Here is a 13,349-nt window from a genome sequence, read left to right on the forward strand (position 1 = left end):
CCTTTTTCCCGGTCGTCTTTCAGCGCCCAGGGTGCGCCGGATGGAACTGGCCCACGTGATGGGATTCCTCGGCCCGGATCACGTGCATGACCGCGTTGATCAGCGCCAGGTGGGTGAAGGCCTGCGGGAAGTTGCCCAGGTGCCGTCCGGTCCGAGAGTCGATTTCCTCGGCGTACAGCTTGAGCGGGCTGGCATAGCCGAGCAGCCGCTCGCACAGCTGCCGGGCGCGGTGCAGCTCACCGATTTCCACCAGCGCCGACACCAGCCAGAACGAGCAGATGGTGAACGAACCTTCCTCGCCCGACAGGCCATCGTCGGTGGTCTCGGTGCGGTAGCGCAGCACCAGGCCGTTCTCGGTCAGGTCGTCGGCGATGGCCAGCACGGTGGCCCGCACCCGGTGATCGGTGGGCGGCAGGAAGCGGAGCAGCACCACCAGCAACAGTGAGGCATCCAGGGTGTCGCTGCCGTAGCTCTGGGTGAACACGCCATCGGAGTTGACGCCGTTGTCGAGGATGTCGGCGCGGATCTCCTCGCCGATCTCGTGCCACTTCCGGGCATAGTCGAATTCCCCGTGCAGCTCGGCCAGTTTCGCGCCGCGGTCCAACGCCACCCAGCACATGACCTTCGAGGAGGTGAAGTGCTGCGGCTCGCCGCGGACCTCCCAGATTCCGCGATCGGGACTGCGCCAGTTCTCGATTGCCGCCTGCACCTGTCGTTCGAGCATGGGCCACAACGTTTCCGGCACCTGCTGACGCGACTTCACGTGCAGGTACACGGAATCCAGGATGGTGCCCCAGATGTCGTGCTGCTCCTGGTTGTAGGCGCCGTTGCCGATGCGCACCGGCCGCGCGCCGTCGTAACCGGACAGGTGGGGGAGTTCGGACTCGGTGATCTGGCGTTCCCCGCCGATGCCGTAGAGCACCTGCAGCGACACCGGTTTGCCGTTGTCGTCGGTCGCGACATCGTGCAGGAAGGCGAAGAAGTCGTCGGCCTCCCGATCCAGGCCGAGGGTGTACAGACCCCACAGGGCGAAGGTGGAGTCGCGCACCCAGGTGTAGCGGTAGTCCCAGTTGCGTTCGCCGCCGGGGGTTTCCGGCAGCGAGGTGGTGGCCGCCGCCAGCAGCGCGCCGGTGGGCGCGTAGGTGAGGCCCTTCAGGGTCAGCGCGCTGCGCTGCAGGTAGCCGCGCCACGGGTGATCGGGGAAGCGCCCCAGCGTGATCCACTGCCGCCAGCACTCGGTGGTCTGCCACATCTTCTCCGCCGCCTCGGCGAAAGTGCGCGGCGGCGGCAGGTCCGACCAGGACAGGGCCACGAACACCTCGTCGCCCTCTTTCATGCGGGTGCGGGCGCGGGCCTCGCGGCCCTCGATTCCCAGCCGCAGATCCGTGGTCAGCGTGAGGCTCGGGGCGCCCTCGATCTCGCAGGTGGCACTGGCCCTTTCGTACACGTCGCCGCTGTAGTGCCAGGTGGCCGGGCCGCGGTGGTAGTCGAAGGCGGGCTCGCAGCTCATCTCCAGCTCGACCACGCCGTTCACACACTTCACCGTGCGCAGCAGCATGTGCTCGGCGTCCCAGTCCATGGGCGTGCGCTTGTGGCTGCGGCTGCGGGACCGGTTGTTGTGCCACGGACCCAGCACCAGCGCGTCACGCACGATGAGCCAGCCGGTCTCGGTCTGCCAGGTGGTCTCCACGATCAGCCCGCCGGGCAGATACCGGCGGGCGGCCGGCACCTTGCGGCCGTAGGGGCCGATGCGGAAGTGGCCCGCGCTGCGGTCCAGCATGGCCCCGAAGAGGCTCGGGGAGTCCGGCCGCGGGATGCACATCCACTCCACCGAGCCATTGCGGGCGATGAGGCAGTTGGTCTCACAGTCGGACAGGAAGGCGTAGTCGTCGATGGGGGGAAACACGGAATGATGCATCCCGCCGGTCGCGGTGGGCAGGAAGGCGTCCGCCAGGGCGGGGTCCGCGGGCGAGAGCGGGTCGCGCGGGGCGTCTACCTCGGACGGATCGTCATAGCCCTCGTTGGGATCGATGTCCTCGTTGGGATCGATGCCTGTCTCGCTGCCGAGCGGACGGTCGGCGGATTCCGGTTCGTCGTACGCATCCATACCACCATGATCGGTCTGAACGGCCCGAATCGTCCACCGCTCACCAGTCGGCCTAGGCTGGGGTCGTGCATGCGATCGCAGGATGGTGGGACGGCGTCGAACTCTGGGTGGCCGGCCTGCCCTTCGTTCCCCAGTTCGCGGTGGTGCTGGCCGCCATGGTCCCGGTCTGCCTGGCCATCGCCTACCTGCTCGACCGGACGCTGCGGGTGGTGTTGCACGTGCTCGGCCGTGATCGGATCGCCGCCCGGGAGGCCACGATCCCCGCCACGTCGCCACGCCGCATCCGGAAGGAAGCCGCCTGAGATGCCTCGCTCTCGTGTCCAGCTCGCCCTGATCGCACTTCTTGTTCTCGTAGTCGTCGCCTGGTTGTTCACTCGCTGAGCGAGTTTCGGTACCGCCCGGGCGAATTCTCGGCGTACTGTGCAGACCCATGTCAACCGATGAAGGCCTGGAACTGGTGCTGTCCGAAGAAGACTTCGAGGACGAGCCCCGTCTGATCGCCACCCACTACTGCGGCCCCGACGAGGCCATCGACATGGTGAAGGCCGCCCAGCTGCTGGGTCTGGGCGTGCGTCTCACCAACCGCATCCGCCCCGACGAGGAGGATGCCGAGAGCGCCACCGAGGAGTGGATCCTCGACATCCTCGAGACCCCGCCCGTGGTCGAGGGCGACGAGTAACCCTTCGGGCTACCGAGCTTCGACTCGAATGGGGGTGCGGGGGCCTGGCCCCCCCACCCCCATTTCCTTGTCAGTCGTCGGATCCGCGGATTCGCTTGCCCAGCTTCGACAGTGTGTCGCTGACTTCCTGGCCCACCGTGCCGACCGCGGCCCCGACATCGCGGCCGAGGTTGCGCACGGTGCGGATCAGCGGGTCCTCGGACTGGTCGAAGTTCTCCCGGTAGGACCGGGCGGCGTGTTTGATCTCCTCGCTGATACGGGCGTTCTTGTCCTGATCCCGGCGCGGGTACTGGCCGTCGAGGATCCGGTCGTAGTCGCCGCTCGCGATCCAGCGTCGCAGCTCGGCCGCCCGCAGCACCGAGAACGGGTGGGTCTGCAGCTCCAGATTGAGGAGTTTGAGCACGCCGTCGCGCAGGTCGCCGGCCCGGTCGTAGTCATCGGCCTGGGCCAGGAAGGCGGCATGGCTCATCTGGTCCACCCGCGATCCGCCCGCCAGCTTCATGTGCACCCGGACCGACGCTTCCACGTCCTGTCCGACCAGCAGCCCGGCCCGGTCGCCGGACAGTTCGGACTTGCGGCTCCACTCCAGCAGCGCCGCCACGATGGCGCGTAAAGCCCAGCCGCCCACCGGCATCCAGCCGACATTGGCCGCCAGCCGCATCAGGTGCATGAGCATGGTCCGGTAGACCGCGTGTCCCGACAGGGCGTGCCCGAGTTCGTGGCCGACCACGAACCGCAGTTCCTCGTGATCGAGCAGATCCAGCAGCCCGGTGGTCAGCACGATGAACGGCCGGTCCATGCCGATGGTGAAGGCATTGGCCTCCGGCTGCTGCAACACGAACATCTCCGGCGTGCGCTGCGCGTCGAGGATCTTGACCGCGTCCTCGCGCAGCTGATGGATGTTCTTGAACTGCCGCTCGTCGACCCGCACCGCGGTCGCCAGGTACATGAGCCGGTGCTGCCGCTCCTGCAACAACCCGGACAGCGTCCGCAGCAGGGTGTCGAATCCACTCAGCTGCCGCAGCCCGACCAGTGCGGTGCGGTCGGCGGGATGCTCCCAGGCGCGAGTGGAGATGCCGGGGAACTCCCGGCGGAGACGAGCGGGTGTGGTCATCGATTCCCCCGTGTGTGTTCAGCAGGCGATGCGTTATCGGGTCGCTCGATACAGTCTGCCGCGTCCGTCCAGGGTTGTGCTCGAGTCGATTCCAACCGCCGTCCGAAATTCGCCACCTGACGTGCTGCTCTGCTAAAGTCGCCGGGTGTCTTCGAGTGCTCTGCCCCTGGTCCGCCATGAATTGGCGTTGATCGCTGTGGGTTGCCTCGCGGTCGCGGACATTCACTGTCGTTGATGGCCGATCGGGCACTGCTGCACGTCTGAGTAGACTTGGCGCGCGCATTTTTCGCAGTTCGTGTTCGTCCCCCGGCGGCCCTCGGGCCGAAGCGCCACCGTCGCGACATTCCCACGCGACGGGTCTACGGCAGTACGTCCATTCCCGCCGGTCGACGTCCCACCGGTGGGTGCCCCGAAAGGTCCACGCCGATGTCGCGCAATATTCGCCTCTCCCGCCGATCTACCTTCGCCGTCGCCCTCACCGCGGTCGCGGCCACCGTGCTGACCGCCTGCAGCGGCGGCGCGAGCGACACCAAGGACAGCGGCCCGGCCGGCGGAGGCGGCGGCAATATCAACCTCTACGCCTACTCGGTGGCGAAGGCCGCCTACGACAAGGTGATTCCGGTCTTCAACAAGACCGACGCCGGTAAGGGCACCCAGTTCCAGGCCTCCTACGGTCCCTCCGGCGATCAGTCCCGCAAGGTGAAGGACGGCGCCGAGGCGGATGTGGTGAGCTTCTCCGTCGAGCCCGACATCACTCGCCTGGTGGACTCCGGTCAGATCGACGCGGGCTGGAACTCCGACGCCAACAAGGGTGTTCCGTTCGGTTCGGTGGTGGCCATCGCGGTCCGCAAGGGCAATCCGAAGGGCATCAAGAACTGGGACGACCTGCTCAAGCCGGGCATCGAGGTGGTCACCCCCAACCCGTTCAGCTCGGGCTCGGCCAAGTGGAACCTGCTCGCCCCGTACGCCGCCAAGAGCGAGGGCGGCAAGAACCCGCAGGCCGGTCTGGACTACCTGAGCCAGCTGCTCACCCACGTGCACGTGCAGCCGAAGTCGGGCCGCGAGGCCACCGACGCCTTCCTGCAGGGCACCGGTGACGTGCTGATCAGCTACGAGAACGAGGCCATCTTCTCCGAGACCAAGGGCGATCCGATCGAGCACGTCGTGCCCGACACCACCTTCCGGATCGACAACCCGGTGGCGGTGCTGAAGAACGCCAAGAACCTCAAGCAGGCCATCGCCTTCCGCGACTTCCTCTACACCAAGGACGCGCAGCAGGCGTTCGCCGGGGCGGGCTTCCGCCCGGTCGATCCGCAGGTGCGCGCGGACCACGCCAAGGACTTCCCGACCCCGCAGAAGCTGTACACCATCGACGATCTGGGTGGCTGGAAGGTCGTGGACAAGGAGCTGTTCACGCCGAACACCGGTTCGGTGGCCCAGATCTACGACAAGGCCACCAAGTAGCCGGGTGACCTGCGACACAAGCGATACTCGAAACCGTGAGTGACAGCAGTTCGAACGCCGGGATCGATCATGATCCCGGCGTTTCGGTAGACGACAACCCGCGTCGGGCGGCGGGTCCGGGCCGGATCCGTTCCTGGTTCCGGGTCAGCGGGTCGGTGGGCCCGCTCGGCATCGGCACCTCCGTGCTGTGGCTCAGCATCATCGTGCTGCTGCCGCTGGCGGCGCTGACCGTCAAGTCCTTCGAGAACGGCTGGTCCGGGTTCTGGGACGCGGTCACCGCGCCCGGTGCGGTGGACGCCCTGAAGGTGACCGTCCTCGTGTCGGTCGTCGTGACGCTGATCAATGTGGTGATGGGCACGCTCATCGCCTGGGTGCTGGTGCGGGACGAGTTCCCGGGCAAGGGGTTCGTGAACGGCCTCATCGACCTGCCGTTCGCCCTGCCCACCATCGTGGCCAGCATCGTGCTGCTGGCGCTGTACGGGCCGCAGTCGCCGTTCGACATCCACCTCAACGCCACCCAGCCGGGTCTGGTGGTGGCGCTGGCGTTCGTGACGCTGCCGTTCGTGGTGCGGTCGGTGCAGCCGGTGCTCATCGAAGCCGACCAGGATGTGGAGCAGGCGGCCGCGTCGCTGGGCGCGGACAACTGGACCACTTTCCGGACCATCATCCTGCCGACGCTGGCCCCCGCCATCGTGAGCGGCTCGGGCCTGGCGTTCGCGCGCGCCATCGGCGAGTACGGCTCGGTGGTGCTGATCGGCGGCGGCATCCCGAAGAAGACGCAGATGGCCTCGCAGTACATCCAGCAGCAGATCGAGGTGGACCGCCCGGTGAACGCCGCCGCGGTCTCCGTGGCGCTGCTGGCCATCTCGCTGGTCACCCTGTTCGTCCTGCGGGTCACCTCGGACCGCTTGGCGCGCAAGGAACGGGAGGCGTAGATGAAACTCGGTTTCTGGACCAGGATCTCGCTGCGCACGGTGGCGCTGGCGTATCTGTTCGTACTGTTGCTGGTGCCGCTGGGCATCATCCTGTGGCGCACCTTCGAACGCGGTTTCGGCGCGTTCTACGAGTCGATCTCGACACCCGCGGCGATCTCGGCGTTCAACCTGACCCTGACGATCGTGGCGATCGTGGTGCCGGTGAATGTGATCTTCGGTGTGATCATCGCGCTCGCCCTGGTGCGCGGGAAGTTCCCCGGCCGCAATCTGCTGCAGGCCGTGGTGGATCTGCCGATGGCGACTTCGCCGGTGGTGGTGGGTGTTTCGCTGATCCTGCTGTGGGGCGCCAACGGCTGGTTCGGCGGGCTGGACCACCACGGGTTGAAGGTCATCTTCAATCTGCCGGGCATGGTGATCGCCACCATCTTCGTGACGCTGCCGTTCGTGGTGCGCGAGGTGGAGCCGGTGCTGCACGAGATCGGTGACGATCAGGAGCAGGCTGCGGCCACCCTGGGCGCGTCGGGCTGGCAGACGTTCTGGCGCATCACGCTGCCGGCCATCCGCTGGGGCCTGACCTACGGCGTCGTGCTGACCGTGGCGCGGGCACTGGGCGAATTCGGTGCGGTGATCATGGTGTCCACGGGCCTGCCCGGAAAGTCACAGACCCTCACCCTGCTGGTGAACGGGCGATACGTGAACGATCACAACACCTTCGGCGCGTACTGCGCGGCGACCCTGCTCATGGGCATCGCCCTCGTTGTTCTTCTGCTCATGACCCTCCTCGAACGCAAGCGGGGCACTGCCAAATGATCACCGTGACCAATGCGAACAAGCGGTACGGCACCTTCGCCGCCCTCGACGATGTCAGCATCGACATCCCGTCGGGGGAGCTGACCGCGCTGCTGGGCCCGTCCGGTTCGGGCAAGTCGACGCTGCTGCGCTCGATCGCGGGACTGGAGACGCTCGACAACGGCCTGGTCACCATCGCGGGCCGCGATGTCACCAATGTGTCGCCGCAGAAGCGCGATATCGGCTTCGTCTTCCAGCATTACGCCGCGTTCAAGCACATGACCGTGCGCGACAATGTGGCCTTCGGGCTCAAGATCCGCAAGCGGCCCAAGGCCGAGATCAAGAAGAAGGTCGACGATCTGCTCGAGATCGTCGGCCTGGACGGCTTCCAGCACCGGTATCCGGCTCAGCTGTCGGGTGGTCAGCGCCAGCGCATGGCCCTGGCCCGGGCGCTGGCGGTGGACCCGCAGGTGCTGCTGCTGGACGAGCCGTTCGGCGCGTTGGACGCGAAAGTCCGTGCGGACCTGCGCACCTGGCTGCGGCGGCTGCACGAGGAGGTGCACGTCACCACCGTGCTGGTCACCCACGACCAGGAGGAGGCCCTGGATGTGGCCGACCGCATCGCGGTCATGAACAAGGGCCGCATCGAGCAGGTCGGCACTCCGGAGGACGTGTACGACCGGCCCGCCAATGAATTCGTCATGTCGTTCCTGGGCGCGGTGGCCAAGCTGAACGGGCATCTGGTCCGGCCGCACGATATTCGTGTCGGCCGGGATCCGAGCATGGCGCTGGCCGCGCACGAGGGCACCGCGCAATCCGCCGGTGTCACCCGCGCGACGGTGGAGCGGGTCGTGCAGCTCGGGTTCGAGGTGCGGGTGGAACTGCGCAACGCGGCCACCGGTGATCTGTTCACCGCGCAGGTGACGCGCGGTGACGCCGCCGCGTTGCACCTGGCGGAGGGCGAGACCGTGTACGCCCGTGCCACCCGGATCCCGGAGCTTCCGGTCTCGTAAACGAGTCCCGTTTAAGCGATTTCGGTGAGAAGTCACGACACGCCCAATTGATCCATCGTTTGGCGAGTTGCCCCGACGCAGGTACGCCGGATCTCGCGCTGCCGTAGCGTGAGCCTCGAAACGTGCAGGTCCAGAGGGGAACAGCGGACGTGACGAGTACGGGTGGAAAACGAGCGGGGATCATCGGGGCCGGTATCGCGGGGCTGGTCACCGCGAAAGTGCTGCGGGACGACGGATTCGAGGTCGTCATCTTCGACAAGGAGGGCGCAGCGGGCGGGGTGTGGATCGAGGCACGGACCTATCCGGGCCTGCGCACCAACAACTCCCGCGATACCTACGCCTACTCCGATCACCCGTATCCGGAGTCGGCCGAGGTGTTTCCGACGGCCGCGCAGGTGCGGGAGTACCTGGCGTCCTATGTGGAGCGCTTCGGGCTGTCGCCGCTGCTGCGGCTGTCGACCGAGGTGATCCGGGTGTCCGAGGTGGACGGGGGCTTCGAGCTGAAGGTCTGCGGCCCGAACGGGGTCGAGGAGCTGCGGTTCGACTTCGTGGTGGTGTGCGCGGGCGTGTTCTCCACCCCGCGGCTGCCGGTCATCGAGGGCGAGGAAGAGTTCGGGGGCGTGCGGCTGCATTCCAGCCGGGCCACCGATCCGAGGCTGTTCGCCGGCCGGCGGGTGGTGGTGGTCGGGGCCGGGAAGTCGGCGCTGGACTGCGCGGCCTGGGCGGGGGAGCACGCGCGGCAGTGCACGCTGGTGTTCCGCCGGGCCCATCCGATGCTGCCGCGGTTTCTGCCGGGCGGGGTGCCCTCGGACCGGCTCGTCCTGAACCGCAGCACCGAAGCGTTCTTCCGCTATCACCGGCAGACCCTGATCGAGCGGTTCCTGCACGGGCCGGGCAAGAAGTTCGCGGAACGGTATTGGCGGGCGGTCTCGGCCTCGATGCGGTTGCTGCTGCGGTCGCCGAAGGCCATGGTGCCGGACGCGCCGCTGCCGGCGGGGATCGAGAACCTGGGTGTCAGCGACGAGTTCTTCCGGATGGCCCGGCGTGGGCGAATCGCCTTGCGTCGCGACACCATCGCTGCCTTCTCCGGCGGAACCGCGGTCCAACTGGCCGGGGGTGATCGGCTCGACGCCGATGTCGTCGTCTTCGCCACCGGCTGGCGGCAGGAGCTGGAATTCCTGGCGCCCGAGCTGGCCAAGACCGTCCGGGTCGAGGGCCGGTTCCAGCTCTACCGGCACATTCTGCCGCCCACGCTGCCGCGGCTCGGTTTCATCGGATACGGCTCCTCCGACGCCTGCCAGCTCACCGCGGAGGTGTCCGCGCACTGGCTGTCCCAGCATTTCCTGGGTGAGCTCGCCCTGCCGGGCGTCGACGACATGCACAGGGAGATAGCACGTGTCGGGACGTGGCTGGGCGAGGTCATGCCGGAACGCCCGGAGGGCTACTACCTCGGCCCGTACCTGACGCACCATATCGACGAGCTGATGGGCGACATGGGCCTGCCCACCCGGCGCACCGACAACTTCGTCACCGAGTACTTCGACACCCTGCTACCCGGCCGGTACGCCGATCTCACCGAGGAACGCCTGCGGGCCCGGATGTCCGGGTCGCCGCGTCGCCGGTATGTGAGCGCCGGCGGTTCCCTCGGCGGAGTCGCGGCGCTCACCATGGCCTATGCCTGCTACCGGAGGATCCGGGGCCAGTGGGTGTAGCGGTGCCGATTCACAGCGTGGAGTCCTCTCAGCGCAGGGTCCGTACCCAGCGGCGGGTGTCGGCCGGGTCGATGACGTCGTCGAGTTCGAGAACCGTTGCGGCGGTGAGGGCCTTGCCGCTGTCGTAGGCCGCCTGGACCAGTGCGTCGAAGGCGGCCTGCCGCTGCGCCGGATCCTCGATGGCGGCCAGCTCCTTGGCGAAGCCCAGGCGGACCGCGCCTTCCAGGCCCATGCCGCCGATCTCGCCGGTGGGCCAGGCGATCACGAAGCGGGGTGCGCGGAAGGAGCCCGCCGCCATGGCCTGCGCGCCCAGGCCGTAGCCCTTGCGCAGGATGACGGTGCCGAAGGGCACGTCGAGGGCGGCGGCGTCGATGAACAGGCGGCTGAACTTGGTGACGGTGGCGTGCTCCTCGGCCTCGGGGCCGACCATGAAACCCGGTGTGTCGCAGAGGGCCACGATCGGCAGGCCGCGGGCGCCGCAGAGCTGCAGGAAGGCGGACAGTTTGTCGGCCGCCGGTGCGTCGATGGCGCCGCCCAGGTGGTGGCAGTCGTTGGCGATGAGGCCGTAGGGGCGGCCCTCGACCCGGACCAGGGCGGTGACGATGCCGACGCCCCAGTCCCGGCGCAGTTCCAGCACCGACCCGACATCCACGATGGCGTCGATGGCGGCGCGAATGTCGAAGGCGCGCAGCCGGTTCTCGGGCACCACGTGCCGGGCCAGGCGCGGGTCGGGTGCTTCCCACTCCGCGTCCGCCCCTTGGAAGTACGACAGGTAGCGGCGGGCGAGATCGACCGCCTCGGCCTCGTCGGCGGCGACGATGTGGACCACGCCATTGCGGCGCTGCACCTCGATCGGGCCGATGTCCTCGGGTGCGTACACGCCCAGTCCGCCGCCCTCGATCATGGCGGGGCCGCCCATGCCGATATTGGCGTCGGGGTGGCGATCACGACATCACACATGCCCAGCAGGGCGGCATTACCGGCGAAGCAGCGGCCGGAGGCGATGCCGATGAGCGGTACGGTGCCCGACAGCGCGCCCATGGCGCGGAAGGTGGTGACGTCCAGGCCGGAGATGCCGCCGTGGTCGGTGTCGCCGGGGCGGCCGCCGCCGCCCTCGGTGAAGAAGACCACCGGAAGCCGTTGCTCACGAGCCAGTTCCAGCATGCGGTCGGTCTTGGCGTGATTGCGCATGCCCTGGGTGCCGGCGAGCACGGTGTAGTCGTAGGACATGACCAGCGCGCGGGTGCGGTCCGGGCCGAAACGGCCGGCATTGATGGTCACCAGGCCCGCGATCAGACCGTCGGCGGGCGTGTTGGCGATCAGGTCCTCGAGGCTGCGGCGGCTGCGCTGGGCGGCGACCGCCAGCGCGCCGTATTCGACGAAGCTGTCGGGGTCGACCAGGTCGGTGATGTTCTCGCGGGCGGTGCGGCGGCCCAGCCGATGCCGCTTGGCGACCGCGGTCTCGCGCCGGGCGTCGAGGGTGGTGTGGTGGCGGTCCAGCACCTCGGCGAGGTCGGCGCGCACCGAATCCAGGTCCACCACGGTCGATTCCGCGGCCGGGCCGTCGTGATCGGCGGCCACCCAGGTGACCAGGATGGCGTGCGGGTCGACCACGTCACCCGGTCCGACCGCGTGCCGCAGCACCCGCAGCGGTTCGGTCGCGCGCAGCACGTGCTGCATCTTCATGGCCTCCAGGACCGCGACCTCGGCTCCGGCGGCGAGAACCGTTCCGGGCTCGGCCAGCGAGACGACGGTGGCGCCCATCGGGGAGCGCAGGGCCTGTTCGCCCTCGTCCAGATCGAGCGCGGCGGCAGCGGCCTGCCGTACCGGCTGCGGCCCGGTCGGATCCTCGAAACCCTCTGCCCGGGAGCGCAGGTCGTCGAGGCGCTGTTCGAACCAGGCCGTGGTCACCGGGCCCGTCTCGCCGAGTTCGGCGAGTACGGCGCGCAGCAGGTGCAGGTTGGTGTCGACTCCGCTGATCACGGTCTCGGCCAGCGCGTCCGAACACCGTCGCAGCGCGGCGGGGTACGACGGCGCGGACGCAATGATCTTCGCGAGCAGCGAATCGAACTGCACCCCCTGCCGCATCCCCACCTGGGCGGCGGTGTCGACCCGCACGCCAGTTCCGGTCGGGGCGTCGAAGCGGCCGATCACGCCGGTGCTGGGCAGCACCGTGCCATCGGCCGCGAGCAGTTCGGCATTGACCCGCGCCTGCACTGCGTAACCGCGGGTCTCGTTCTTGGGCAGGTCGAGTTCGGCCAGTGTGCGGCCCTGTGCCAGGTCCAGTTGCAGCGCGACCAGATCCACGCCGGTCACCGCCTCGGTCACGGTGTGCTCGACCTGCAGGCGCGGATTCACCTCCAGGAACCAGACATTCGTGCCGTCCACCAGGAACTCCACGGTGATGACGCCCCGGCAGCCCACCGCCTCGGCGATCAGCACCGCCTCCCGCTGCACCCGATCCCGCACGGCCGCGGGCAGTTCCGGCGCGGGCGCGATCTCGATGAGCTTCTGCCGTCGCCGCTGCACACTGCAATCGCGGTCGCCCAGCGCCACCGCGCCGAGCCCATCGGCCACCACCTGCACCTCGATGTGCCGCGCCCGGTCGACCAGGGCTTCGGCATAGACGCTGTCGTCGCCGAATCCGGCGAGGGCCTCGGCCCGGCAGCGTTCGACGGCCTCCGCCAGCAGCGCCGCCTCGGCCACGGGCCGCATGCCGCGGCCGCCGCCGCCCGCGGCCGCCTTCACCATGACGCCGCCGGGATGTTCGGCGAGCAGCGCGGCGATCTCGTCCGTTCCGGCTCCGGCCCGGGTCGCGGGCAGCACCGCCGCCCCGGCCCGTTCGGCCGCCTCGCGCGCCGCGATCTTGTCCCCGAAGGTCCGCAGCGTGTCCGGTGCGGGCCCGACGAAGGTCAGCCCCGCCGCCGCGCAGGCCGCCGCGAACTCCGCACTCTCGCTGAGGAATCCGTACCCCGGGTGCACGAGCGCGCCCGGTCCGCAGGCGGCCGCGGCCCGCACCACGGATTCGACATCGAGGTATCCCGCCGCACCGCTGCCCGGCAGCACGAGCGCCCGATCGGCCAGCCGGACCGCCAGACTGCCGCTGTCCTCGGCGGTGTGCAGCACTTCCGTCACATACCCGAGCTCCCGGGCCGTCCGCACCACCCGGACCGCGACCTCACCACGATTCGCCACCACAACTCGCACGCCGCCAGGCTCCACAACTCGCACGCCGCCAGGCTATGGCACGAATCACCCGAAACGGGCGGAACTTCGTGACGTAGCAGTCGTAGTTGCGTTGTTCGACGATCGATCCGTCCCGGATGGTGAGAAAGGCGGCGATCTCCGCCCGCATCTCCGAACTCGCGGCGAGCGCGCCCACCGACATGGCGAGCACCCGATCCAGGTGACCGCCAGCGGGCCACCTGATCGCCGGTGGCGGTGGCGTGGTGGAACTCGAACCGCTGCGGCCGGGGCCGCTCCGGTGGCGCAGGCCGCGACGGCTCGGTGATAGCGAACGGCCAGCTCGATATTCG

Annotated in this window: 10 protein-coding genes and 1 pseudogene; 8 read left to right on the forward strand and 3 right to left on the reverse strand. The window is 68.7% G+C overall.

Going from position 1 to position 13,349, the window contains the following annotated elements:
- Nucleotides 1-19: 19 nt before the first annotated feature.
- The gene (locus ACQP1O_RS08635; protein ID WP_433567621.1) at nucleotides 20-1,918 is read right to left on the reverse strand and encodes a glycoside hydrolase family 15 protein; all 1,899 of its coding nucleotides are present in this window, start codon (nucleotides 1,916-1,918) and stop codon (nucleotides 20-22) included.
- Nucleotides 1,919-2,172: 254 nt separating this feature from the next.
- On the opposite strand from ACQP1O_RS08635, the gene ACQP1O_RS08640 reads away from it, so the two are divergent.
- Together ACQP1O_RS08640 and ACQP1O_RS08645 are read left to right on the forward strand one after the other, a co-directional pair.
- The gene (locus ACQP1O_RS08640) at nucleotides 2,173-2,409 is read left to right on the forward strand and encodes a hypothetical protein (protein WP_433565322.1); all 237 of its coding nucleotides are present in this window, start codon (nucleotides 2,173-2,175) and stop codon (nucleotides 2,407-2,409) included.
- A 128-nt stretch (nucleotides 2,410-2,537) separates the two neighbouring features.
- Nucleotides 2,538-2,786 (forward strand): hypothetical protein, encoded by a 249-nt coding sequence (locus tag ACQP1O_RS08645; protein ID WP_356997409.1) that lies wholly within the window; start codon nucleotides 2,538-2,540, stop codon nucleotides 2,784-2,786.
- A gap of 70 nt (nucleotides 2,787-2,856) precedes the next feature.
- Here the strand turns inward: ACQP1O_RS08645 and ACQP1O_RS08650 are convergent, their stop codons facing one another.
- The gene (locus ACQP1O_RS08650) at nucleotides 2,857-3,900 is read right to left on the reverse strand and encodes a M48 family metallopeptidase (protein ID WP_433565323.1); all 1,044 of its coding nucleotides are present in this window, start codon (nucleotides 3,898-3,900) and stop codon (nucleotides 2,857-2,859) included.
- Nucleotides 3,901-4,045: 145 nt separating this feature from the next.
- Between ACQP1O_RS08650 and ACQP1O_RS08655 the strand changes: the two genes are divergently transcribed.
- From ACQP1O_RS08655 to ACQP1O_RS08680, 6 genes are all read left to right on the forward strand, one after another.
- Nucleotides 4,046-4,135, forward strand: coding sequence for an Ms4533A family Cys-rich leader peptide (locus tag ACQP1O_RS08655; RefSeq protein WP_433565324.1), 90 nt, complete (start codon nucleotides 4,046-4,048; stop codon nucleotides 4,133-4,135).
- 191 nt (nucleotides 4,136-4,326) lie between these two features.
- On the forward strand, nucleotides 4,327-5,364 hold the full coding sequence (locus ACQP1O_RS08660; protein WP_433565325.1) for a sulfate ABC transporter substrate-binding protein: 1,038 nt from the start codon (nucleotides 4,327-4,329) through the stop codon (nucleotides 5,362-5,364).
- A 125-nt stretch (nucleotides 5,365-5,489) separates the two neighbouring features.
- On the forward strand, nucleotides 5,490-6,299 hold the full coding sequence (gene cysT / locus ACQP1O_RS08665; RefSeq protein WP_433567622.1) for a sulfate ABC transporter permease subunit CysT: 810 nt from the start codon (nucleotides 5,490-5,492) through the stop codon (nucleotides 6,297-6,299).
- Complete coding sequence (cysW, locus tag ACQP1O_RS08670; protein ID WP_433565326.1) at nucleotides 6,300-7,109, forward strand: sulfate ABC transporter permease subunit CysW; 810 nt, start codon at nucleotides 6,300-6,302, stop codon at nucleotides 7,107-7,109.
- Nucleotides 7,106-8,101: a sulfate/molybdate ABC transporter ATP-binding protein gene (locus ACQP1O_RS08675; protein WP_354835064.1), complete on the forward strand. Its 996-nt coding sequence runs from the start codon at nucleotides 7,106-7,108 to the stop codon at nucleotides 8,099-8,101. The genes cysW and ACQP1O_RS08675 overlap by 4 nt, the downstream gene beginning before the upstream one ends.
- 149 nt (nucleotides 8,102-8,250) lie before the next feature.
- Nucleotides 8,251-9,813 (forward strand): flavin-containing monooxygenase, encoded by a 1,563-nt coding sequence (locus ACQP1O_RS08680; RefSeq protein WP_433565327.1) that lies wholly within the window; start codon nucleotides 8,251-8,253, stop codon nucleotides 9,811-9,813.
- Nucleotides 9,814-9,841: 28 nt separating this feature from the next.
- Here ACQP1O_RS08680 and ACQP1O_RS08685 read toward each other — a convergent pair.
- Nucleotides 9,842-13,020, reverse strand: a pseudogene (locus tag ACQP1O_RS08685) (carboxyl transferase domain-containing protein).
- Nucleotides 13,021-13,349 lie beyond the last annotated feature (329 nt).

This window comes from Nocardia sp. CA-151230 (assembly GCF_050942175.1).
Classification (GTDB): Bacteria; Actinomycetota; Actinomycetes; order Mycobacteriales; family Mycobacteriaceae; genus Nocardia.